At 66.5% G+C, this 23,062-nt stretch carries 22 protein-coding genes; 9 read left to right on the top strand and 13 right to left on the bottom strand.

All coding sequences use genetic code 11. The annotated features are described in order from the left end of the window. Positions 1–89: 89 nt before the first annotated feature. The 6 genes from J2X67_RS10255 to gtdA form a co-directional block, all read right to left on the bottom strand. Complete coding sequence (locus tag J2X67_RS10255; RefSeq protein ID WP_309952750.1) at positions 90–1,451, bottom strand: FAD-dependent oxidoreductase; 1,362 nt, start codon at positions 1,449–1,451, stop codon at positions 90–92. Beyond that, positions 1,451–2,428: a tripartite tricarboxylate transporter substrate-binding protein gene (locus J2X67_RS10250; RefSeq protein ID WP_309952748.1), complete on the bottom strand. Its 978-nt coding sequence runs from the start codon at positions 2,426–2,428 to the stop codon at positions 1,451–1,453. The genes J2X67_RS10255 and J2X67_RS10250 overlap by 1 nt, the downstream gene beginning before the upstream one ends. 47 nt (positions 2,429–2,475) lie before the next feature. Then, entirely contained in the window at positions 2,476–3,465 is a 990-nt protein-coding gene (locus J2X67_RS10245; protein ID WP_309952746.1) for a tripartite tricarboxylate transporter substrate binding protein, read from the bottom strand. A 59-nt stretch (positions 3,466–3,524) separates the two neighbouring features. Further along, entirely contained in the window at positions 3,525–4,808 is a 1,284-nt protein-coding gene (locus J2X67_RS10240; RefSeq protein WP_309952744.1) for a 3-hydroxybenzoate 6-monooxygenase, read from the bottom strand. A gap of 28 nt (positions 4,809–4,836) precedes the next feature. Further along, entirely contained in the window at positions 4,837–5,541 is a 705-nt protein-coding gene (locus J2X67_RS10235; RefSeq protein ID WP_309952743.1) for a fumarylacetoacetate hydrolase family protein, read from the bottom strand. 71 nt (positions 5,542–5,612) lie between these two features. Beyond that, complete coding sequence (gene gtdA, locus J2X67_RS10230; RefSeq protein WP_309952742.1) at positions 5,613–6,689, bottom strand: gentisate 1,2-dioxygenase; 1,077 nt, start codon at positions 6,687–6,689, stop codon at positions 5,613–5,615. A 171-nt stretch (positions 6,690–6,860) separates the two neighbouring features. On the opposite strand from gtdA, the gene J2X67_RS10225 reads away from it, so the two are divergent. The 6 genes from J2X67_RS10225 (at position 6,861) to J2X67_RS10200 (ending at position 10,935) form a co-directional block, all read left to right on the top strand. Further along, positions 6,861–7,757: a LysR family transcriptional regulator gene (locus J2X67_RS10225; RefSeq protein WP_309952741.1), complete on the top strand. Its 897-nt coding sequence runs from the start codon at positions 6,861–6,863 to the stop codon at positions 7,755–7,757. Positions 7,758–7,851: 94 nt separating this feature from the next. Further along, on the top strand, positions 7,852–8,298 hold the full coding sequence (locus J2X67_RS10220; protein WP_281149267.1) for an acyl-CoA thioesterase: 447 nt from the start codon (positions 7,852–7,854) through the stop codon (positions 8,296–8,298). A gap of 92 nt (positions 8,299–8,390) precedes the next feature. Next, positions 8,391–8,900 (top strand): phasin family protein, encoded by a 510-nt coding sequence (locus J2X67_RS10215; protein WP_309952739.1) that lies wholly within the window; start codon positions 8,391–8,393, stop codon positions 8,898–8,900. 150 nt (positions 8,901–9,050) lie between these two features. After that, positions 9,051–9,755 (top strand): TetR/AcrR family transcriptional regulator, encoded by a 705-nt coding sequence (locus tag J2X67_RS10210; RefSeq protein WP_309952737.1) that lies wholly within the window; start codon positions 9,051–9,053, stop codon positions 9,753–9,755. 6 nt (positions 9,756–9,761) lie between these two features. Continuing rightward, positions 9,762–10,604: a hypothetical protein gene (locus tag J2X67_RS10205; protein WP_309953083.1), complete on the top strand. Its 843-nt coding sequence runs from the start codon at positions 9,762–9,764 to the stop codon at positions 10,602–10,604. A 73-nt stretch (positions 10,605–10,677) separates the two neighbouring features. Continuing rightward, positions 10,678–10,935: an acyl-CoA-binding protein gene (locus J2X67_RS10200; protein WP_281149264.1), complete on the top strand. Its 258-nt coding sequence runs from the start codon at positions 10,678–10,680 to the stop codon at positions 10,933–10,935. A 13-nt stretch (positions 10,936–10,948) separates the two neighbouring features. Here J2X67_RS10200 and J2X67_RS10195 read toward each other — a convergent pair whose 3' ends face one another. Genes J2X67_RS10195 through J2X67_RS10180 form a run of 4 tightly spaced genes read right to left on the bottom strand, consistent with a single transcriptional unit; the run spans position 10,949 to position 15,769 of the window. Then, entirely contained in the window at positions 10,949–12,196 is a 1,248-nt protein-coding gene (locus tag J2X67_RS10195) for a CaiB/BaiF CoA-transferase family protein (RefSeq protein WP_309952736.1), read from the bottom strand. A gap of 36 nt (positions 12,197–12,232) precedes the next feature. After that, complete coding sequence (locus tag J2X67_RS10190) at positions 12,233–12,547, bottom strand: polyhydroxyalkanoic acid system family protein (RefSeq protein WP_309952733.1); 315 nt, start codon at positions 12,545–12,547, stop codon at positions 12,233–12,235. Next, on the bottom strand, positions 12,540–13,676 hold the full coding sequence (locus J2X67_RS10185; protein ID WP_309952731.1) for an aminopeptidase: 1,137 nt from the start codon (positions 13,674–13,676) through the stop codon (positions 12,540–12,542). The genes J2X67_RS10190 and J2X67_RS10185 overlap by 8 nt, the downstream gene beginning before the upstream one ends. Then, on the bottom strand, positions 13,673–15,769 hold the full coding sequence (locus J2X67_RS10180) for a molybdopterin oxidoreductase family protein (protein ID WP_309952729.1): 2,097 nt from the start codon (positions 15,767–15,769) through the stop codon (positions 13,673–13,675). Before J2X67_RS10180 ends, J2X67_RS10185 begins: the two co-directional genes overlap by 4 nt. A 56-nt stretch (positions 15,770–15,825) precedes the next feature. Here J2X67_RS10180 and J2X67_RS10175 point away from each other — a divergent pair, with 56 nt between their 5' ends. Further along, the gene (locus J2X67_RS10175) at positions 15,826–16,950 is read left to right on the top strand and encodes an ABC transporter substrate-binding protein (protein ID WP_309952728.1); all 1,125 of its coding nucleotides are present in this window, start codon (positions 15,826–15,828) and stop codon (positions 16,948–16,950) included. A gap of 40 nt (positions 16,951–16,990) precedes the next feature. Here the strand turns inward: J2X67_RS10175 and J2X67_RS10170 are convergent, their stop codons facing one another. From J2X67_RS10170 to J2X67_RS10160, 3 genes are read right to left on the bottom strand one after another with little or no spacing between them, the layout of a single operon-like run. Then, positions 16,991–18,085 (bottom strand): M14 family metallopeptidase, encoded by a 1,095-nt coding sequence (locus tag J2X67_RS10170; protein WP_309952726.1) that lies wholly within the window; start codon positions 18,083–18,085, stop codon positions 16,991–16,993. Next, positions 18,082–19,284 (bottom strand): M20 aminoacylase family protein, encoded by a 1,203-nt coding sequence (locus J2X67_RS10165; RefSeq protein ID WP_309952724.1) that lies wholly within the window; start codon positions 19,282–19,284, stop codon positions 18,082–18,084. The genes J2X67_RS10170 and J2X67_RS10165 overlap by 4 nt, the downstream gene beginning before the upstream one ends. Positions 19,285–19,339: 55 nt before the next feature. Beyond that, entirely contained in the window at positions 19,340–20,536 is a 1,197-nt protein-coding gene (locus J2X67_RS10160) for a glycerophosphodiester phosphodiesterase (RefSeq protein WP_309952722.1), read from the bottom strand. 98 nt (positions 20,537–20,634) lie between these two features. Here J2X67_RS10160 and argE point away from each other — a divergent pair, with 98 nt between their 5' ends. Then, positions 20,635–21,801 (top strand): acetylornithine deacetylase, encoded by a 1,167-nt coding sequence (gene argE / locus J2X67_RS10155; protein ID WP_309952720.1) that lies wholly within the window; start codon positions 20,635–20,637, stop codon positions 21,799–21,801. Further along, a complete protein-coding gene (locus J2X67_RS10150) occupies positions 21,794–23,056 on the top strand; it encodes a DUF445 domain-containing protein (RefSeq protein ID WP_309952718.1) in 1,263 nt (420 codons plus the stop codon). The genes argE and J2X67_RS10150 overlap by 8 nt, the downstream gene beginning before the upstream one ends. Positions 23,057–23,062 lie beyond the last annotated feature (6 nt).

Genomic DNA, 23,062 nt, shown 5'->3' with positions numbered 1-23,062 from the left:
AAAAGAATCAACCTGCAACCATAGCAAAGGCCGGGCCCGCGGGCTGTCGCGGGCCGGTCAGGGCCGGGCCGGCCGCCCGGCCTGAAAGATCAACGATCGAGATCTACGCCGTCGGCCGCGAGCTTGTCTTGCAACGCCGGCACATCGACGTCGGCAAACCGGGCACCGCTGCCCAGCGAAGCCGCCGCCGTTCCCGCGGCCTGCCCCATCACAAAGCAGCCGCCGCTCGCACGCGCGGCCGACTGGCCTTCGTGCGTCATGGCGGCGCAGCGGCCGGCCACCAGCAGGTTGTCGACGGTGCGCGGCACCAGCATGCGCCATGGCAGCTGGTTGTAGGTACGACTCTCGTCGCGCGGAAAAGCCCACTCGATGCGGCCGTCGGCATGCATTTCCATCGGCCAGGCATTGATGCCGATGCTGTCGTCGAATGCGGCCGACGAGAGAATGTCCTCGCCGGTGAGCGCATAGAGGCCTTCGATGCGGCGCGTTTCGCGAATGCCGACCTGCGGCGCAATTTCGACGATGGCCGACTTTGCGAAGCCCGGCACCTCGGCCTTCATGAACTTGAAGTATTCGGCAATCTGGCGCCGGCCTTCGAGCTCGCCCTCGGTGAGTTCGCGCGCATCCACCCCGTTCATCGCGCGGCCAGCGGCATTGCGGATCTGCGTGACGTTGGCGCGCCATTCGCGCGGGTCGATGTTGGGGCGGAGGATGGCGCCTTCGCGCGGAAACTTGTACTTGCCGGGCTTCTGCTGCTGCACCGTGGCCATCAGGTCGTTGATGGCCTTGAACTCGCCGACGGCCGCAAGGGCCGGCTCGGCATCGACCTGTCCGACGCGGAACATGGTGGTGGGGAACAGGCCGCTGCCGTGGCCATCGCCCACTTCGAAGGGCACGCCCGCAAAGGCGGCCACATCGGCGTCGCCGCTCGCGTCGATGAATGCATTGGCGCGAATGGCCTGCCTGCCCGACTTGGTTTCGACCACCAGCGCGGCGATGCGGTCGCCGTCGCGCACCACCGCTGCCGCCCATGCGTGAAACAGCAGGTTCACGCCGGCGTCCGCCAGCAACTGGTCCGCCGCAATCTTGTAGGCCGAGGTGTCGTAGGAGCGCACGCGGATGCGGCCCTGCATGCCGTCCTGCGGCTTGTTGAGGCCTCCGAGCGCGTCGATCCGCGCGAGCAGGTCGTCGACCACGCCGCGCACCAGCAGCGTCATCTCGCCGTTGCGCTTGCCGTACAGGCCGGCAAAGTTGGTCACGCCGCCCGCGGTGCCCATGCCGCCCAGAAAGCCGTAGCGTTCCACCAGCAGCGTGTTGGCGCCATGGCGTGCCGCGCTCACGGCCGCGGCAATGCCGGCGGGGCCGCCGCCGACCACCACCACGTCGTATTCGCCGAAGACCGGCAGCTCGCGCGCCGGCTCGGTCAGGGTCTTCTGACTGGCTGCCGTCATCACTGGATCTTGATGCCGCGGGCCGAAATGATCTTGGTCATGATGGCCGCCTCTTCCTTCACGCGCAGGCGCATGCCGTCCGGCGAGGTGCCGACTGCCTGCCAGCCCTGCTCGAAGAGCTTCTGGCGCACTTCGGGCTGCTTCATGATGGTTTCGACCTCGCGGCTGAGGCGGGCCTGCGCGGTCTTGGAGAGGTTGGCGGGGCCCAGCAGCGCCACCCACACTTCGAGCGAAAAGTCGCGCACGCCGGCATCGGCCAGCGGCGGCAGCTCGGGCACCAGGGTGCTTCGGCCGCCCGTGAGGCCAATGGCCTTGAGCTTGCCGGCACGCACCTGCGGCATGGCCACGCCGGGCGGAATAAGGGCCATCTGCACCTGGTCGCCCAGCATGGCGGTCACGACCTGCGGATTGCCCTGGTAAGGCACGTGCTCGGCGTTGAAGCCGGGCACGCGGCTCTTGAGCAGTTCCATGCCCAGGTGACCGACCGAGCCGACACCCACCGAGCCGTAGTTCCACTTGTCGCCGCCCTTGCGGGCCGCATCGAAGAAAGCGGCGCCCGAAGGCAGGCTGTTCTGCGCCACCAGCACCAGCGGCGCCGTGGCAATCAGCGAGAGGTAGGTGAAGTCTTTTGCCGGGTCGTAGGGCAGCCGCGGGTACAGCATCTTCGACGAGGTGAGATTGCCGTTGATGACGATGCCCAGCGTGTGGTCGTCATTGGCCTTGGCCACGATGTCGGCCGCGATGTTGCCCGAGGCGCCGGGCTTGTTGTCCACCACCACGGGCTGGCCGAGCGCCTTGGCGAGCGGTTCGGCAATGGTGCGGGCGGCAATGTCGGGCGTGGAGCCGCCCGGAAAACCCACGAGCAGGCGAATCGGCTTGGTCGGCCAGGCGTTGTTCTGTGCATTGGCCGCCAGCGGCAGCGCGGCGGCGGCAGCCAGGCCGCAGGCGATCAGGAGGGCTCTCTTGGTTGCTTGCATGAAAGGTTCAGGAAAAGAAGAACTGTGAAAAAACGTAATGATGACAGCTACTCAAGGCTGATGTTGCCCCGGCGGACCAGTTCGCCGTAAACCTTGGACTTGGCCTCGGCGTTGCGTTCGATTTCTTCCGGCGACCACGCCAGCGGCTCGAAGGCGAAGGTGTCGAAACGGGCGCGGATCTCGGGGTCGGCGATGACCTTGGCCACGTCGGCGTTGATTTTGGCCTTGACCGCCGCCGGCACGCCCTTGGGCGCCAGCAGCGACACAAAGGAGTTGACCTCGAGCGACGCCGGCCCGCCCGCCTCGGCCATGGTGGGCACGTCGGGCATCTGGGGAATGCGCTTGGGCGCGGCCACGGCTATGTAGCGCAGCTTGCCGGCCTTGTAGATGCCCTGGCTCGACGGAATGCTCGCAAAGGCCCACGGCACTTCGCCGGTGCCCACGTTCGAATACAGCTGCGACACCTCGCGGTATGGCGCATGCCGCATGCGAATGCCCGTGAGCGCCTCAAGCTGCTGCGCGCCCAGGTGGCCGGGGCTGCCCACGCCCCACGAGCCATAGACCATCGCCTCGGGGTTGGCCTTGGCTTCGGCGATCAGGTCGCCCATGTTCTTCAGCTTCGACTCGCTGGAAACCGCGACGAAAAACGGTGTGCGGAAGAGCGAAGCCACCGGGTCGAAATGCTGCAGGGTGACGAAGTTGCGCGACTTGTACAGGTGCGGCAGCGCAGCCACGTGCTCGCTGTCCAGCTGCAGCAGCGTGTAGCCGTCGGGTGCGGCGCGCCGGGCCTGGTCGATGGCGATGAAGCCGCCGCCGCCCGGCCTGTTGTCGACCACCACGCGCTGGTTCCACAGGCGAGAGAGCTTGTCCGAGACAAGGCGCAGCACCGCGTCGGGCCCGCTCCCTGCGGCAAAGGGCGTGACCAGCGTTACCGGCTTGCTCGGATAGTCGCTTGCCTGCGCCAGGGCGCAGGTGCTGGCGGCAACGGTGCCCAGGGCAAGCATGCCCGCCACCAACGCGCGTGAAGAAAAGTTCATGGCTTGTTGTCTCCTGGGCCTGTGGCCTCGAATAGTGATGACGAAAAAATCCGTTGGTTTCAATGCGGCGAAAGCATGGCCCCTGCGTCGGCACCGGCCGCCGCGGCAACAGGCCGCAACGACTCCGGCGCGTCGTCCAGGCAATGCTCGGGCCGCCATGCATAGAGCCATTCGACCGCATCGTAGAAGCGTTCGGGCGTGCGGCCTACCCAGAGGCTGTTGCGCACCAGCCGCTCCACGCCCTTGGCGTGATACAGGCGCCCCATTTCGCGCACCGAAAGCACCACGCGGGCGGTGCGCGGAATGCGCGCGGCCTCATAGAGCTTGAAGGCAGCCGGCAGGTCGAAATTGCAGGCCTGCACCGCGGCAGCGAGCGTGACTGCGTCTTCGAGCGCCATGCAGGCACCTTGCGCAAGGTACTGCATCATCGGGTGCGCCGCATCGCCGAGCAGCGTGGCCGGGCCTTCGCTCCAGCGTTCCACAGGGTCGCGGTCGGCCGTGCTCCAGCGCCGCCACGAGGTCGGCCGGTCGAGCAATTGGCGCGGGCGGGCATGCACGCCCTCGAAGTACGACAGCACCTCTTCCTTGCTGCCGTCGGAAACGCCCCACTCTTCCTGCTCGCGGCTGTGGAAGGTGACCACCAGGTTGTATTGCTCGCCATGGCGCAGCGGATAGTGCACCAGGTGGCAGTTGGGCCCGGCCCAGACCACGGGCGCGTTCCAGCGCAGGTCGGCAGGCATGTCGGCCACCGGCACCACGGCGCGGTACACCACATGGCCCGAAATGCGCGGCTCGTCGCCCACGAGCTTGGCGCGCACCACCGATTTCACGCCGTCGCAGCCCACGATGGCATCGGCCGTGAAGCGCCGGCCGTCGCGCGTCACGGCAACCACGCCCTGCGTCTTGCCGCCGCCGATGTCGATCGACTCGACCTGCGCCGACGTGTGAAAGCGGATGAGCGGATGCTGCTTCACCGCCTCGTGGATGGCACCGTGCAGGTCGGCGCGGTGGCTCACCGCATATGGATTCCTGAAGCGCGCGCGAAAGGCCTCGCCCACGGGCACCGAGGCGACCTCGCCGCAATCGACGGCGTCCATCATCACGAGCCGGTCGGTGAACACCGAATTGCGGCGCACCGCTTCGCCCACGCCCAGCGCATCAAGCGCTGCAAAGGCGTTGGGGCCGAGCTGCAGGCCGGCGCCAATCTCGCCGATGCTGGCGCTCTGTTCGAGCAGGTCGATGGAAACACCAAGGCGCGCCAATGCCAGCGCGGCCGCCATGCCGCCGATGCCGCCGCCGACGAGCAGCACGCTGGGTGGGTTCTTCGTGAAAGATGTGCTCATTGCGGGACCTCTTCTGCGCGGCGTTCCATCAATCGATACGCACGGTGAGCGAAGGGAGCTTGTCGATGCTCACCTTGAGCGTCTGGCCCGGCTTGACCGCGCCCACGCCTTCGGGCGTGCCCGTGAAGATCAGGTCGCCGGGCTGCAGCGCAAACAGCGTCGACAAATTGGCAATCACTTCGTTGACCGACCAGATCAGGTGCGTGATGTCGCTGTTCTGCCGTACCTGGCCGTCGACCTCGAGCGTGATGGCACCTGCATTGATCTCGCCCACATCGGCCAGCGTGCGCAGCGGCGCAATGGGCGCCGAGAAGTCGAAGGCCTTGCCGATTTCCCATGGCCGGCCGGCTTCGCGCATCTTCATCTGCAGGTCGCGGCGCGTCATGTCCAGGCCGACGGCGTAGCTGTGGATGTGGCCGGCCGCCTGCTCGACCGCAATGTTCTTGCCGCCCTTGCCGATGGCGACGACGAGCTCGGCTTCGTAGTGGTAGTTGCTGGTGAGCGGGGGATACGGAATGACGCCGGTCGCGCCTTCGGCCACGGGCACCACCGAGGCGTCGTCGTTGGGCTTGCAGAAGAAGAACGGTGGTTCGCGATCCGGGTCGAAGCCCATCTCGCGGGCATGCGCCGCGTAGTTGCGGCCCACGCAGTAGACGCGGCGCACCGGAAACAGGCCGTTCGAACCCACGATGGGCAGGCCGACGATGGAAGGAGGCGCGAAGACGAAGGACATGAGGGCTCCTGCCGCGCGGGGCGGCACATGTAGAGACAAAGAAATAAAAGAAAAAAGGGACCGGCCGGCTTTCAGGCGTCTTCGAGAAAGGCTTCGCGCAACACGCCCATGGCCTGCTGCACAGGACGGTCGGAGAAACTGAAAAGCACCACGTCTTCGCCGGCTGCCGAGAGGCGCAGCGGCGCCCACGACGGAACGACGAAGGTGTCGCGTGGGCCGAATTCGAAGCGCTGGCCGGCGATGTGTGCCGTGCCGCGGCCTTCGACCACGCTGTAGACGGCGCCGTCGGTGGCGCGGTGCGTCTTGCCGGCAAAGCCCTTGGGCAGCAGCTGCAGGTGGGTGCCGATGGTGGGCATCGGCGCGCCGCCGGTCAGCGGGTTGATATAGCGCAGCTTGTGGCCCAGCCAGGCATCGGGCGCTTCCTGCTTCTGCAGCAGGGCCAGCGCCTCGCGGCTGCGAGCGTAGGGGTAGTTGAAGATCGGCGAGGTGGGCGACACGTGGTCGTGGCGCACCGGCACCATGTTGTGGCCGAAGCGCGCAAGGCTGTTGCCCTCGGCGCGCGCCACGTGCTGGACCTTGGCGTCGTCGTTCTCGGCAAAGCCGGCATCGAAGAAGCGCAGCATCGGAATGTCCAGCCCGTCGAGCCACACCACCGGCTCCACCGTGCCGCCGATGCCCTCGTTGCCATGGTCGTGCCAGGCCCATGAGGGGGTGATGATGAAGTCGCCCGGGTACATGGTGGTGCGTTCGCCGCCCACCGTGGTGTAGGCGCCCTTGCCGTCGACGATGAAGCGCAGCGCCGATTGCACGTGGCGGTGCGAAGGCGCCACTTCGCCCGGCATGATGAGCTGCAGGCCGGCGTAGATCGACTGGGTGATGGACGAGTTGCCGGGCAGCGCCGGGTTTTCGAGCACGAGCACGCGGCGCACTGCTTCTTCGGCCGTGATGAGGTCGGCCGATTCCATCAGCAGCGGGCGGATCTCGTCATAGCGCCAGAGCGCCGGCACGCAAGGCGTGGTGGGCTCGCGCGGCACCAGGGCGTGCAGCGACTCCCACAGCGGCGTGAGGTTCAGCGGGCGAATACGCGCGTAGTAGTTGCGGCGCTCCGCGGCGTTGGCATGGGGTGGTTTCTGGGCTGCTGGATTCATGGCGGTTCGGCCTTGGGTTCGGCTTCAGGTTCGGCCTTTCATGCGGCCTTCGTCTCCGGGGAGCGGCTATCTTCCGCCGGTACTACTATTGGTGCAATGCAGCCACAGCGATAGCTGCAATCCTGTTTTTCGATAGTGGTGGCTGCGCAGTGGCCGCCAAGGAGGTGCTTCATGGCCCAGCTCGATCTCGAATGGCTGCTGGTTTTCGACGAGGTCTACAAGACGGCGAACGTGTCGAGCGCGGCCGAGCGGCTGGGCGTTTCCCAGTCGGCGGCCAGCACTGCCCTGGCCCGGCTGCGCACGCATTTCGGAGACAAGCTGTTCGTGCGCACCTCGCGCGGCATGGAGCCCACGCCCTACGCGCGGCAAATCCAGCCGCTGGTGCTGGACATTCTCGACAGGCTGAACCGGGCCAAGGGCGGCCGCACCAGCTTCGACCCCGCCACCGCGGCGCGCAGCTTTCGCATCTGCATGACGGACATCAGCGAAGTGGTGTTGCTGCCGGGCCTGCTCGACCACCTGCGGCATGCGGCGCCGGGGGTGCGCATCGAGACCGAGATCATCTCGACCGACAGCGGCAGGCGGCTGGAGGACGGCGCGGTCGACCTGGCAGTGGGCTTCATGCCGCAGCTGGACGCGGGCTTCTACCAGCAGACGCTCTTCATGCAGAACTTCGTCTGCCTGGCGGCGCGTAACCATCCCCGCATTGGCGAGCGGCTCACGCGCAAGCGCTTCGAGACCGAGGCGCATGCGGTGGTGGCGTCGTCGGGCACCGGCCATGCCATTGTCGACAAGACCATTGCGCGGCTGGGCCTCAGGCGCAATGTGGTGACCAGCCTTTCGAGCTTCCTGAGCGTGGCGCGTATCGTGGCGCACACCGAACTGATCGTGATCGTGCCCAGCATTCTCGGCAAGGTACTGGCCACGCAGGAGCCGGTGAAGCTGCTGGAGCCGCCCTTCGAGCTGCCCGCCTACGCCGTGAAGCAGCACTGGCACGAGCGGTTCCATGCGGACGCGGGCAACGCGTGGCTCCGGCGCACGCTCGCGGAGCTGTTCGGCGGCGGCTGAGCGTGAGCGCGGCGCCGACCGGCGGCGCACATCTACGGCGCCGCGCGCTCGCATAATCGGGGCTCCGACCAACACAGCCACAAAAAGGCGGCGCATGTCCTCCATCACACTTCGATTTCTGGCCGAGCCCAGCACCGTCAACTTTGGCGGCAAGGTTCATGGCGGCACCGTCATGAAGTGGATCGACGAAGCCGGCTACGCCTGCGCCACCAGCTGGGCAAAGCGCTATTGCGTCACGGCGTTCATCGGCAGCATCCGCTTTCACCACCCGATCATGATCGGCGACCTGGTCGAGGTAGAGGCCCGCCTGGCCTACACCGGCACCACCAGCATGAACATCTCGGTCGAGGTACGCAGCGGCGACATGAAGGGCGGCACCATGGACAAGACGACCGAGTGCCTGATCGTCTTCGTCTCGGTCGATTCGCACGGCCGGCCGCTGCCGGTGCAGCCCTATGTGCCGGGCACCCCGGGCGAAATGGCCCTGGCGGAACGGGCCAAGGCCCACCTGGACGCCAGCCGCGCAGCCGGCAAGGCGTAGCCCGCGCAGGCAGCGTTCATAGACGTGAAGCTCTAAAGGAAGAGGCGTCTTGCAGCTAGAGTAGCCCGATTGTTTTCACAGGAACATTCCGCATGGCTACCCAGGACGACGAAAACGGCAACAACAAGGGCTCGGACCGCATCAAGGATTCCGCGCAGCAGATCTGGCTGGCGGGGCTCGGCGCCTTTGCCAAGATGCAGCAGGAAGGCAGCAAGGCTTTCGAGGCGCTGGTGAAAGACGGCGCCGGCATGCAAAAGAAAACCCAGGCAGCAGCCGAAGAAACGCTTGCGCAGGCGCAGACGCGCATGGCCGGCTTTGCGAGCGAATTCGGCACCAAGGCCGCGGGCCAGTGGGGCAAGCTCGAAAACATCTTCGAAGAGCGCGTGGCGCGCGCCCTCGAAAAGCTCGGCCTGCCCTCGGCTGCCGAGTACGCCGCGCTGCAAGCCCGCGTGGCGGCACTCGAAGCCGAACTGCAGCGGAGCGCGACCAAGCCGGCAACCGCCGCCGCTCCTGCACGGGCGAGCCGCAAGACCGCAGGCCGCAGTGCGGCACCCGCAGCCGCCACCAAGAAAACCGTGCGGCGCAGCAACAAGGCCGGCTAGACAAGCCCGCCCGGCCATAGCGGGGTAGCCAACCCCTTCCTTTTGCGGCGCTGCACAACGCACGCCGCCGCAAAACATTGCCCTGCCGCGTTCAAGGTGCAGTGCACATACGCTAGAGTGTCCCCACAAGAGACAAAAACGGGGACTGACATGGCCAAGAAGGCGCCACGCCGCACAGCGCAACGCATCCTTGAAGCCGCACTGGAGCTGTTCAACCGCTTCGGGGAGCCGAACGTCTCCACCACGCTGGTGGCGGGCGAGCTCAACATCAGTCCCGGCAACCTCTACTACCACTACCCCGCCAAGGAAGAGCTGATCAACAAGCTCTACGAAAGCTACGAGGCCGAGCTCAACGAGCTCCTGCATGCCAGCGAAGGCGTGCACGACGTGGAAGACGCCTGGTTCTTCATGCACAGCCTGTTCGAGCTGATCTGGCGCTACCGGTTTCTGTACCGCGACCTGAACGACCTGCTCAGCAAGAACCGGCATCTCGAGACGCAGTTCCAGCTGGTGCTGAAAAACAAGGCGCGCGCCATCCGCATGCTCATTGCCGGGCTGAGCCGGGCCGGGCACCTCGAAATCGATGCGCACGAGGTCGACACATTGGCGCAGAGCATGGTCGTGGTGCTGACCTACTGGCTGAGCTACGAATACGTGCGCAACCCGCGCGAGGCGCTCGAGCCCGCGCATGCACAGGGTGCGCTGATGCGTGGCGGGCAGCACACGCTCCACCTGCTGGCGCCGTACCTCGGACGAGACCAGCGGAGGCATTTGCTCACACTCAGCAACGCCTACAGCGGCGAAGATCCGGCAAGCGACGCGCCGTCGGTTGCCCCAATCGATCTGGCGGCCTAGATGACCATGCCCCATCCAGACTTCAAACCGCTTTCGCTGATGTCCGCCGGCCCCGTTGCCGCGGCGGCACCCGCGGAACCCTGGACGCCGCTGCCGTACGCGGACGTGCCGCGCTACGACGCGCAGACCGCGCTTTTGCAGTGGACGCGCCTTCATGCCGGCCACCCGCTGCCGCCACCGGCGGGCGAGCATCCGCTGGCGGACGGCTGGGCGCTGTATCACAGCGGCGAGTTCGAGCGCGCCGCCGCGCTCGGCCTGCTGCATGGGCCCGAGGGCCTGGTGCTGGCCAACCAGGCCACCGCCATTTACGCCAACTATCTCGAGCCGCGTGAATCGGTGCGGCTTTCGATGTTCCGCCAGGTCATCGAACGCGCCGGTGCGCAAGCCACGGCGGAACCCGACAACTGCCAGGCGCTCTACTGGCAGGCCTACGCCCTGGGCCGCTACAGCCAGGGCATCAGCGTGGCGCGCGCGCTGGCGCAGGGCCTTGGCAGCAAGCTCAAGGGCGCGCTCGAACGCGTGATAGAGCTGCAGCCGGACCATGCCGACGCGCACATTGCATTGGCCGCCTTCCATGCCGAGGTGATCGACAAGGTGGGTGCGCTGGTCGGGCGCATGACGTATGGCGTGCGGGCCGAAATATCGGTCGAGCTGTTCGAGCGCGGCCTTGCGCTCAACGCCCATTCAGCCAGCGCGCTGATGGAATACGGCCGCGCGCTGCTCATGCTGCACGGCGATTCCCGCTTGGGCGAGGCCACGCAGCTGTACGAAAAGGCTGCTGCGCTGGAGCCGGTGGATGCAAAGGAACGGCTCGACGTGGAGCTGGCGCGGGCGGGGTTGTCGGACTGAGACGGCCGCCGGTTGGTACCCGCAGGTACCGCCCACTTAAGATGCGTACTCTTCGCTTTTCATTAGACCGCCCATGTCCGACCTCAACGCCCAATTCGAAGCCGCTCAAGCCAACTCCAAGCTGCTGGCCGAGCGCCCCGACAACCCGACGCTGCTCAAGATCTACGGCCTCTTCAAGCAGGCCACGGAGGGCGACAACACTGCCAAGAAGCCAAGCTTCAGCGACATCGTCGCACGCGCCAAGTGGGATGCGTGGACGGCGCAAAAGGGTTTGAGCGCCGACGAGGCCAAGCAGAAGTACATCGACCTGATCGAATCGCTGCGCGGCTGACCCGCACGCACAGCTAGCCGACGATGCCGCGCTCGTGCAGTGCGGCAATCTGCTCGGCGGTAAGGCCGATTTCCTTCAGCACGGCATCGGTGTCCGCGCCCAGCGCGGGCGCGTTGTACCGGTGGCTGGCAGGCGTGCGCGACAGCTTGGGCACGAAGCCGGGCACCGCAAGCGCGCTGCCGTCTGCCATTTGCACCTGCTGCAGCATGCCGCGCGCGGCGTAGTGCGGGTCGGCCGCAATGTCGGCAATGGTGTAGATGCGGCCCGCAGGCACGTGCGCCGCATCGAGCGCGGCAAGTACCTCGCTCACCGTGCGCTGCGCGGCCCAGTCGCCGATGGCGGCATCGAGCTTTTCTACCTGCGCCACCCTGCCGGTGTTGCCGGCCAGCGCCGGATCGGCGGCAAGGTCGGGCCGGCCGATGCATTCCATGAGCCGCCGGAAGATGCTGTCGCCGTTGCCGGCCACGATGGCATAGCCGCCGTCGGCGCAGCGGTAGGCGTTGGTGGGCGCAATGCCGGGCAGCGCGCTGCCGGCTGCCTCGCGCACCGCACCGAAGGCGCTGTATTCGGGCAGCAGGCTTTCCATGCAGTTGAAGACGGCCTCATAAAGCGCAACGTCCACGACTTGCCCCCTGCCCTTCGGATAGTCGGGGCTCACGGTGGCGTGGCGGTGCTGCATGGCCATGAGCACGCCGATCACGCCGTGCAACGAAGCCAGCGTGTCGCCGATGGAAACCCCTACCCGCACCGGCACGCGGCCGGTCTCGCCGGTGAGGTGGCGCAGCCCGCCCATGGCTTCGGCCACGACGCCGAAGCCAGGACGATCGCGGTAGGGGCCGGTCTGCCCGTAGCCGCTGATCCGCAACATCACAAGCGCCGGGTTCGCGGCCAGGAGCTCGTCGGGCCCAAGGCCCCAGCCTTCCATTGCGCCGGGGCGAAAGTTCTCGATCAGCACGTCGGCCTCTGCGGCAAGCTGCCGCACGATGGCTTGCGCTTCGGCTTGCCGCAGATCGAGCGCCAGCGAACGCTTGTTGCGCGACTGCACCTGCCACCACACCGATGTGCCGTCTTTCAGCAGCCGCCACGTGCGCAGCGGATCGCCCGCACCTGGCGGTTCGATCTTGATGACCTCGGCGCCGAAATCGGCCAGGGTGCGCGCCGCGAACGGCCCGGCAATCAGCTGGCCGAGCTCGACGACCTTCAGGCCGGCGAGCGCACCCGCCGAAACAGGCGCGGCGGAGGACGAAGAGGCGCCGGTCATGGCATGGCCAATTGCTGCATCAACGCCTGGCGCCGCTCACGCAAAGCGGCTTTTACCGCCCGGCGCATCGAGCAGCGCGTCGAGATTTTTCGCAATCTTCTGCTCGATCTGGTCGCTGAAGCTGCTGAACAGAAAACCCAGCGTGGCCTCCAGCGTGAGCGTGGTGGCCGTGACTTCCACGGTGCCGTCGATGCCGGCGCGGCTGAACTGCGCAACATCGCTGGTTTCGCCCTCGGTGTAGGTGCACTCCAGGCCGTAGTCCTGCTCGACCTGCTGCATCCATTGGCGTGCGACTTCGCGTGCACCCGCAATGCCCAGCGCGTGATTTCGTTCGATATGGATGTCAGGCACCGTGATCTCCGTGGTCGTCGTGTTTGTTGTGGATGGAATTGTTCGTTTGCTGGACGCCGGTGGCCGTCTGCAACGCGCGGCGCCGCTCATCCATTGTGGACAGCGCGGCGATGCGGCGCACCTCCTTGTAGAAGCGCGGCCAGTTGCGGCCTTCGCGCTCGAACAGTGCCTCGAAGCCGGGAACCAGGTCGTCGTAGGCACCCTGGGCTGCAAAGGTCGCGTTGTTGGCGCGTGCCACCCAGAGGTCGTACGCACCCTGGCGCGGGCCTTGCCATTCTGCGCGCAGCCCGGCATAGCGTTGACGAAAGTCGTCCATCGCGGCCTTCTTCATGGCGTCGACCGCCGTCCAGTCGCCGGCCTTGGCCTGCGCGGATTCATACACCTGACCGAGCGCGCGGCGCGTATTAAGGGCCAGCGCGCGAAACTGCTGGCGCTGCGCATCGAAGCGCGAATATTCACTGCGTGCCGCTTCGCTGGCTTCGCGCTGCAGCCACAAGGCGCCGCCAATGCGCTCCACCGCCGTGGCGTACGACTCGTTGAACACCGTGTCGCCGGGCACATAGAGCACCTGGTGCGCGAGCTCGTGGAACACGATGCGCGCCAGTTCGCCTTCGGGGTAGCCGATGAAGGTCGAAAGCAGCGGATCGCCGCCGGCCCAGTTCATCCAGCCCAGGGTGGAATAGGCCGGCACGGGGTAGACGGCGGTTTCCAGCCCCTTGGCGCTTTGCGCATCGGCTTCGGCCTTGGCTGCGGCCTCGTCGTAGTAGCCGCGATAGCCCACGCATCCCGCCACCGGAAAGCACCAGTTCTTGAGGGTGAGCGAATACGGCGGGGCGGCCACTACGTTCCACACCGCGGCGCGGCGGTGCAGGTCGGCATACGACTTGTAGCTCGGGTTGTCCGGCAGCGACAGTTCGGTCACCGCAAAGCTGCGAATGCGCTGTGCGAGTTCGAGCTTGGCTTTCAGCGGCTGCGAAACACCTGGGTCGGCCAGCCACTCGGGCACCGGCTTGGCGGCCCGCATGATGCCGATGTGGCCGCTGGCCGATTGCCAGTAGTAGCCGAGATCGGCGCAGCCACTCAGCAACAACAGCGCGGCGGCCAGCGCGGATGCGGGGGCAGCCCTCACCCCAACCCTCTCCCGGAGGAAGAGAGCGGAGAGGGCGCAATACGCTCCACTTCGACCAGGCAGTCGTAGAAGGTCGGGCCGCGGCCGATGTCGGTCAGGCGCTGGCTGGTGAGCTGGTTGACGTTGGTGCCGTCCATGCCGAGCTTGCGCCACCAGATGCCCATGCCATGCACCACGCCGGGCCGTGCGCGGCGCGAGACCTCGGCGCGGCAGCGGTGCTCGCCGCGGCCGTTGAAAACGCGCACGACGGCGCCGTTCTCGATGCCGCGGGCGGCTGCGTCGGCCTCATGAATCTCGAGCAGCGGCTCGCCTTCGATGGCGCGCAGGCTCGTGACGTTGACGAAGGTCGAATTGAGAAAGTTGCGCGCCGGCGGCGAAATCATTGCCAGCGGAAATTCGGTGGAACCGCCCGCGGGCTCGTAGTTGGGGACATGGTCGGGCAGCCCGTCCATGCCCTGCGCCTGGAGCCGCTCGCTGAAGAATTCGCAACGCCCCGAGGGCGTTGGAAACTTGCCGTCGGCAAAGGGCGCCTCGGGCAGCGGCAGGCTGGTGAAGCCCTGCGAAAGCAACTCTTGGTAGTCGACGGCGCCCGGCGCAAAGGCGGTGCGGCACAGCGACTCGTCGTCTTCGGAAAAGCAGGGCTCATCGAAGCCCATGCGGCGCGCCAGTTCGCGAAAGATCCAGGCGTTGCTGCGGGCCTCGCCGCGCGGCGCGACCGCGGGGCGGTTCAGCAGCACGTCGGTGTGGCCGTAGCTGCAGTGGATGTCCCAATGCTCGAGCTGGGTGGTGGCCGGCAGCAGGTAGTCGGCGTAGTCGGCGGTGTCGGTCTGAAACTGCTCCAGCACCACGGTAAAGAGGTCTTCTCGCGCGAAGCCCGCCACCACCTTGCCCGACTCGGGCGCCACCGCAACCGGATTGCTGTTGTAGACCACGATGGCCTTCACCGGCTTGGCCTGGTCGAGCAGCGCATCGCCGATGGTGCTCATGTTGACCGTGCGCGGCTTGCGCCCCGCAAGCAGGTCGGGCCGCTGCAGCGCGGCGCGGTCGGCGGGAAAGTGGCCCGAGCTGCTCAGCAGCAGCCCGCCCGCGCGGTCGCGCCATGCGCCCACGAGCGCCGGCAGGCAGGCAATCGCACGCGCCGCGTTGCCGCCGCCTCGCACGCGCTGCATGCCGTAGTTCAGGCGAATCGCGGCCGGCTTGGTGGTGCCATAGGCCTGCGCCAATGCCACGATCTGCGCCTCGGGCACGCCGCACACCGCAGCGGCGCGCGAGGGTGGCCACTGCAGGGCGCGCTCGCGCAGCTGCTCCCAGCCGAGGGTGTGGTTTTCAATGTAGTCGTGGTCGAGCCAGTCGTGCACGATGAGTTCGTGCATCAGTGCCAGGGCGAGCGCCGCATCGGTGCCGGGCAGCAAGGCGATGTGCTCGTCGCACTTGTCGGCGGTTTCGGTCTTGCGCGGGTCGATGCACACCAGCCGGGCCCCCGCGCGCCGGGCGGCCTGCGCATGGCGCCAGAAGTGAAGGTTGCTCGCAATGGAGTTGCTGCCCCAGATCAGGATGAGCTTTGCCTCGGCAAAAAACTCGATCCGCATGCCGATCTTGGCGCCCAGGGTATAGACCATCGCCTCGCCGCCTGCCATCGAGCAAATGGTGCGGTCGAGCAGCGTGGCGCCCAATTTGTGGAAAAAACGCCGATCCATCGACTCGCCCTGCACGAGACCCATGGTGCCTGCGTAACTATAAGGCACAATTGTTTCCGGATCCGTCTGCAATGCACGAAGATGCGCGGCGATGTCGTCAAGAGCGGCGTCCCAGCTGACGGGTTCGAACTGGCCAGAGCCTTTCGGACCGGTGCGCTTCATGGGCTGCACCAGGCGATCGGCATGGCTGTTGCGTTCGATATAGCGTGAAACCTTGGTGCAAAGGACGCCGCCCGTGTGCGAGTGGGCCGGATTGCCCTGCAGCTTTATGGCCACGCCGTCCTTGACGGTGGTGACCAGGGCGCAGGTGTCCGGACAGTCGTGCGGGCAGGCGCCCAGGACTGTGGAAGTTTCGGTGGGGAGAACAGTAGTTGCAGAGTCCGGGGCATCGTCCATCCGGCAAGTCTAAAGTTTTCCAGATAGTGCGCGGTAACGCGGAATAGGTTTTCACCATGATCAATCGCAGACATTTTTCACTGGCCACGGGTGCGGCCGCGCTGGGTGGTTTCCAGCTGGCCAGGGCACAGGGCGACACGCCGCTCGTGCTGGGCCAATCGGCACCCTTCACCGGCCCGGCCGCGCAACTGGGTATTCAGTTCCACCAGGGCGCCAAGCTGTTCCTGGACCAATACAACGCCCAGCCCGGCCGCCGCCAGGTGGTCATCAAGAACCTGGACGACGGCTACGAGCCCGACCGCTGCGCCGCCAATACGCAAAAGCTGATCGACGAAGACGTGTTTGCGCTGTTCGGCTACATCGGCACCCCCACCAGCATGGCAGCGCTGCCGCTTGCGGTGAAGGACAAGGTGCCTTTCGTGGCGCCGTTCACCGGCGCCATGTCGCTGCGCGAACCGTTCCACAAGAACGTGTTCCACCTGCGTGCGTCGTACAACGACGAGACCGCGCTGATCGTGAAGCAGCTCACCCACCTCAACCTGAAGAAGATCGCGGTCTTCTATCAGAACGACGCCTACGGCAAGGCCGGCGTCGAGGGCGTGACCCTGGCGCTGTCGCAGCAAGACCTCAAGCCGGTGGCGCTGGCCACCGTGGAGCGCAACTCGGTCGACGTGGCCGCAGCGGTGAAAACCATCGTGGCGGCGCGCCCCGACGCGGTGGTGCAGGTGGGCGCGTACAAGGCGTGCGCGGCCTTCATCCGCGAAGCTCGCAAGGCCGGCTACGGCGGCACCTTCTTCAATGTGTCTTTCGTCGGCACCCAGGCGCTGGCCGACGAGTTGGGCAAGGACGCTGCGGGCGTGATGGTGACGCAGGTGATGCCCTCGCCCTACAACCCGGCCAACGCGATCACCCGCGAGTTCGGCGACGCGGTCAAGAAGGCGGGCGCTGCGGCCAGCGCCAATTTCTCGAGCATGGAAGGCTACCTTGCCGCCAAGGTGCTCACAGAGGGTTTGCGCCGTGCACCGGGCAAGGCCTCGCGTGACGGCCTCATCACGGGGCTCGAAAGCATCGACCGCCAGCAGTTCGGCGGCTTCGAAGTGTCGTTCTCGCCCAAGAACCACGTCGGTTCGAAGTTCGTCGAGCTGTCGATGATCACGGCGGACGGCAAGATCAGGACCTGACCGCCTGGGATCGGCGGGGGCACCGCGCCCCCGCTTTTCTTCAGCTGCCGAGGCCGTCCACGGCCTGGAACATCGCCTGGCGCGCCTGGCTGACGATCTGCCCCCGCCAGGCGTCGGTGTCGGTATAGAACGCATCGCGCATCCGCGTACGAATGCCGTCGGCCAGATCGGCCGGCGCTTCGGGGTGCTTGTGCAGCCAGTGGTCGGCACGCAGGGCGCCCAGAACGTCCAGCATGGGCAGCGTGCCGTATTCGAGCGCAATGCCGGTGTACTCGGCCTGCGGGCACTCCTGGTACACCGCTTCGCTGATGAGGCCGCTCAACAGCGCCGAAGTCGACGAGCCGTCGTAGATCGACGTAACCGGCGCCCCTGGCGCACCCCACCAGGCATTGGCCCTGGCGTAGGCAGCCTTGTCGTCCCGCCCCGCAAAGATGCGTTCGCCGATGCCGTTCGGCCCGAGTCCCGTGTGCAGGTCGATCCACCCCAGCCGGCGTGCGCTGCCCGCATGGCGGCGCAGCACATTGCGCAGTGCCTTGTTGCTCCAGGTTGGCGCCTTGCCGCCAAAGAACAGCCCGTCGTCGAACTGGTATTGCCCACCGGTGACAGCCGCCTGGAAGGCGGCCACGCCGTGCTTTTCGATCCATTGATCGACCGCGGCCTGGTTCTCGGGCGTGGGCGGCCAGGCGTCGGGCAACAGCAGTGCGTGCAGCTTGGCGTAGGGCTGGTTGACCGGCAGCGGCTTCGTGAAATCGAGAAAGTTGCGGTTCAGGTCGACGTTTTCCTGCGTCACGCGCCGGCCGTATGAAAAGCCGTGCGGGTTGAGCGCATGCACGTACAGCACCGCAACGCCCTGCGCCTTTGCCTTCTCGCGCCACTCGGCATCGTGCAGCGCAAACACCTGCACGCCGCTGCCGCAATGGCCTTCCACGCCGTGGCAGGCGCTGGAAACGATCAGCAGGCGCTCGGCGTCGGCGTCGCCGTCGAGTGCCACGTCCATCGAAAGCTCTTCGCCGCCCTGCCCCTTGCCGGGGTGGGCATGCGGCTCGACCGTGAGGCCCGCGCTCACGCAGGCCTGCAGGAACTTCTGGCGCGCCTGGGCGTAGCGCGGCGAAAACGCCTCGCCGATGCCGATCAAGATGCGGTTCCTCCGGGCTTCAGGAACTGCTCGGCCAGTTGCACCCAGCAGGTGGCACCCAGGGGAATGAGGTCGTCGTTGAAGTCGTAGCTCGCGTTGTGCAGCGTGCACGGCCCTTCTCCGTGGTGCACGTCGCGGTGCGAACCGTCGCCATTGCCGATGAAGGCATAGGCGCCGGGCTTGGCCTGCAGCATGAATGCAAAGTCTTCCGAGGTCATGGCGGGCTCTTGCCGCAGCACGTTCTCGGCACCGACGATGCCGCCCATCACGCGGCGCGCAAAGTCTGCCTCGGCCTCGGTGTTGACCGTGGGCGGGTAGTAGCGCTCGAAGCGGAAGTCGCAGGTGGCGTCGTGCGCCGCGCAGATGTTCTCGGCAATCTTCTTCATGCGCGCCTCGATCATGTCGAGCACCTCGATGGAGAAGGTGCGCACGGTGCCCGTCAACTCGCAGTTGTCGGGGATCACGTTGTTGGTTTCACCCGCGTGGATGGTGGTGACGGAGATCACGGCCGAATCGGTCGGCTTCATCTTGCGCGTGAGAATCGTCTGGAACGCCTGCACGATCTCGCAGGCAATCGGCACCGGGTCGATGCCGGTCTGCGGCAACGCGGCATGGCCGCCCTTGCCGATCACGTTGACATAGAACTTGTTGCCCGACGCCATCACCGGCCCCGGGCTCACCGCGAACTGGCCGGCCTTCATGCCGGGCCAGTTGTGCATGCCGAACACGGCGTCCATGGGGAACTGCTCGAAAAGCCCTTCCTTGATCATTTCGCGTGCGCCGCCGCCGCCCTCTTCGGCCGGCTGGAAAATCAGGTACACCGTGCCGTCGAAGTTGCGGTGCTTCGCCAGGTGCTGTGCGGCGGCCAGCAGCATGGCGGTGTGGCCGTCATGCCCGCAGGCGTGCATCTTGCCGTGGTGCTTGCTGGCGTGCGCGAAGGTGTTGAGCTCGGTAACCGGCAGTGCGTCCATGTCGGCGCGCAGGCCGACGGCGCGGCTGCTGGTGCCGTTCTTGACGATGCCCACCACGCCAGTGGTGCCCAGGCCGCGGTGAATGGGAATGCCCCATTCGGTGAGCTTGCCTGCCACCACGTCGGCGGTGCGGACTTCTTCGAAGCAGAGTTCGGGGTGAGCGTGAAGGTCACGTCGCACGGCGGCAATGCCAGCCGCCTGCGTGACGAGCGAGTCGATGAGTTTCATGGGGCACAGTCTAGACTTTGCGGCTCGCCACCGCAAAGACCGTGCCGGGCTAGCTTCAGCGGCCGATGCTCTTGAGGTAGTCGGCGCGCGCGGCAATCGCCGTGTCGGTGAAGTCGGTAAAGACGCCGTCCACGCCCAGCTTGTAATAGATCGCGTACTCGTTCTTGCCGCTGCTGCCGTAGTCGGCGGCCAAGCGGCGCGACTCGTTGCGGAAGGTGAACGGGTGCACGAACAGCCCCGCCTTGTGGGCATCGGCAACCAGCGTGGTCGGCGCCATCGAGGTGGCGTCGGCATCGTTGACCTTGCCGTCCTTGTTGACGTCCACCGGCTTGCCGTCGGCGCCGATGGTGCCCTTGATGCTCACGATGTAGCGCTTCCACGGGCCGATGCCGTCGGCGTAGGTCTTGATTTCGGCGAGGCCCGCAGGCGTGACCATCACGTCGAAGTTGCGCTTGTCGCCCGCCTTGGTCCATTCGTAGGGCCGGTCGACCGGCACGGCGTAGGTCATGGCACCGGTCTTCATGTCGATGCCGTCGCCATCGATCAGCTGGATGAGCCGGGTGTTCAGGCCCTTGCTCTTCATGTACTTGAGGCTGCCGGGCTCGAACGACTGCACGTAGATGGGCGCGGTCTTGCTGTTCCAGCCGGCGGCGTTGATGGCGGCAACGACCTTGTCTTCCATCGGCAGGCCCAGGTCGCGAAAGTAGGTCGGGTTCTTGGTCTCGGGGTAGATCGCGATGGTGCGGCCGGTTTCCTTCGACTTGGCCTTGGCAAAGTCGATGATCTCCTGGAAGGTGACGATCTTGAACTTGCCGTTGAACTCCTGCGGCCGCTCGGCGTCGGTCGAAATGCCGCCCAGCATCTTGATCTCGGCCAGCGTGAAGTCGTTGCTGAACCAGCCGGTCTGGGTTTCACCGTCGACCTTGATGGTCTTCTTGCGCGAGGCAAAGCGCGGGTGCCTGGCCACGTCGGTGCTGATCGCCAGGTTGGGGTCGTGGCGGGCGATGAGCACGCCGTCCTTGGTGGAGACCAGGTCCATCTCGATCACGTCGGCACCCAGTTCGATGGCCCGGGCGTAGGCTTCGAGCGTCTGCTCGGGCAAGTAGCCCGAGGCGCCGCGGTGCGCAATAACCAATGGCGGCTGGCCGTCGAGCGTGAGCAGCTTTCCGGACGAGCCGGCGGGGCCGGTGGTACCGCAGGCGGCAAGGCAGAGGGCGGCGGTTGCCGTAAGAGCCAGCTGAAGGTTGCGCATCGTCTTTTTCTCCATCCAAAGAGGCGCAGGGTACCCGCTTCGCATGACAGCACCGGCAAGCGCGGCGCGCGGCGCCGACTTCTTGGACAATGTGTTGCATGCTCCATACGCTTTCCCCTCAAAGCCTCGCGCTGGCCCAGGCGCTCGTGCGCATGAACACCATCAGCGCAAACAGCAACCTCGAACTGATCGACCTTGCCCAGAGCCACCTGGCCTCACTCGGCGTAAAAAGCCGCATCACCTACAACGCCGAGCGCACCAAGGCGAACCTGTTCGCCACCCTCGGCGAAGGCAAGCCGGCCGGCGTCATCGTTTCGGGCCACACCGACACGGTGCCCTGGGACGGGCAGGAATGGAGCGTCGACCCGCTCTCGGCCGTGGTGCAGAACGAGCGCCTCTACGGCCGCGGCTCGGCGGACATGAAGAGCTTCATTGCCATCGCGTTGTCCAACGCCAGGCGCTTCCTGGAAAGCGACTCGCCTTTTGCGGTGCACTTCGCCTTCAGCTATGAAGAAGAAATCGGCTGCTTCGGCGTGAAGGAACTCATTGCCGACATGCGCGACGCCAACATCAAGCCGCTTGCCTGCATCGTAGGCGAGCCCACCAGCATGGTGCCGGCCATCGCGCACAAGGGCGTGTACCGCTACAAATGCTGCGTGCGCGGCAAGGAGGCGCATTCGTCGCTCACGCCGCATTCGGTCAATGCCATCGAGATGGCTGCGCGCGTGGTCGGCAAGGTGCGCGACATGGCCGAGGGCTTCGAGCGCAGCGAGCCGCGCTACGAAGGCTTCGACGTGCCCTTCAGCACCGCGAGCGTGGGCCAGTTCCACGGCGGCATTGCCGACAACGTGGTGCCGCGCGATGCCGAGTTCCGCTATGAATTTCGCGACCTTCCCACGGCCGATGCCAAACGCATGCAGGCCGACGTGCTGGCCTATGCAGCGAGCATCGAGCCCGCAATGAAGAAGGTGGCGCCGGATGCGGGCTTCAAGTTCGAAACCATTTGCGAGATCCCCAGCTTCCTTGGCGCGGCGAATGACCCGGTCACGCTGCTGGCCCAGCGCCTGGCGGGCGAAGACCGCACCACGCTGGTGGCCTTCGGCACCGAAGCGGGCCTTTTCAAGAACGCCGGCATCCCCACCGTGGTGTGCGGCCCGGGCAGCATCAACCAGGCCCACCAGCCCGACGAGTTCGTGAGCCTGGAGCAACTGGCGCGCTGCGAACTGTTCATGGAACGCCTTGCGGCCGCGCCCACCATTGGCTGAAGACCAACACGGCAGCGGCGCGCTGCAACGCATGAAGCGCGTCGCGCTCGGCCTGCTGTGCGCCGCGGCGCTGCTCTATGCGCTGGCCAGCGCGCTGCATGGGCAGCATCCGGCCTGGGGCTACGTGGCCGCCTTTGCAGAGGCCGCGATGGTCGGCGCCATTGCAGACTGGTTTGCGGTGGTGGCGCTCTTCCGCCATCCGCTGGGTCTGCCGATTCCGCACACAGCCATCATCCCGAGCAACAAGGACCGTATCGGCGCCAAGCTGGCCGGCTTCATCTGCAACAACTTTCTCGGCACCGAACAGGTACTCGCCAAGCTGCGGGAGTTCGACGCGGCCGGCCGCGTCGCCGACTGGCTGGCCCGCCCGGCGAGCGGTGAAAAGCTCGGCGAATGGGGCGTGGCCGCCACGCGCTACGGCCTCTCGGCATTCGACGACGAGCGCGTTCGCGCCTTCATGGGCCGTGCCGCGGCCGCGGGCCTGGAGAAGATCGACCTCTCGCGCCTGACCGGCCAGGCGCTGGATGCACTCACCGCGGGCGGGCGCCACCAGGCGCTGCTCGACGACGTGCTGCAGCAGGTGGCCGGCCTGCTCGAAGGCGAAGAGGTTCAGGCCCACATTACCGAAGCCATTGCGCGCGAGATAAAAACGCTGCGCTACGTGGGGCTGGACCAGGTGGCCGCCAAGCTTGCCACGCGCAAGATCGTCGCGGCCGTGGCGCGCACCATTGCCGAGCTGGCGGCCGAGCCGGGCCACCCGATGCGCAAGCGCTTCGATCACTTTGTGGATGACTTCGTGGTGCGGCTGAAGCTCGACCCCGAGTTCCAGCAGCGCGGCGAACAGATCCGCGCCGAACTGATGGCCCACCCCGCCCTGGGCGACTACCTGCACGGGCTGTGGGGCGAACTGCTGGCGTGGCTGCATGACGACCTCGGCCGGCGCGACTCGACCATTCGCCTGCGCATCGCGTCGCTCGCGGGCGCACTGGGCGCGCGGCTGCAGGGGGACGAAGCAATTCGCCACTGGATCAACGAGCAGATCGAAGCCGCCGCGCCGCTGGCCATCGAACGCTACCGCGAGGACATCCGCCGCTACATCGAGGAGCGGGTTGCCGAGTGGAATGCGGACGAAATGACCGTGGAGCTCGAGCGCAACATAGGCCGCGACCTGCAGTTCATCCGCATCAACGGCACGCTGGTGGGCGGGCTGGTGGGGCTGTTGATCCACACGGCAACGCAGCTGCTGCGCGGGTAATCCACA

The organism is Variovorax sp. 3319 (genome assembly GCF_031456585.1).
In the GTDB taxonomy this organism is placed as follows: Bacteria; Pseudomonadota; Gammaproteobacteria; order Burkholderiales; family Burkholderiaceae_C; genus Variovorax; species Variovorax paradoxus_P.
This window is presented reverse-complemented; position numbering and strand designations above follow the sequence as displayed.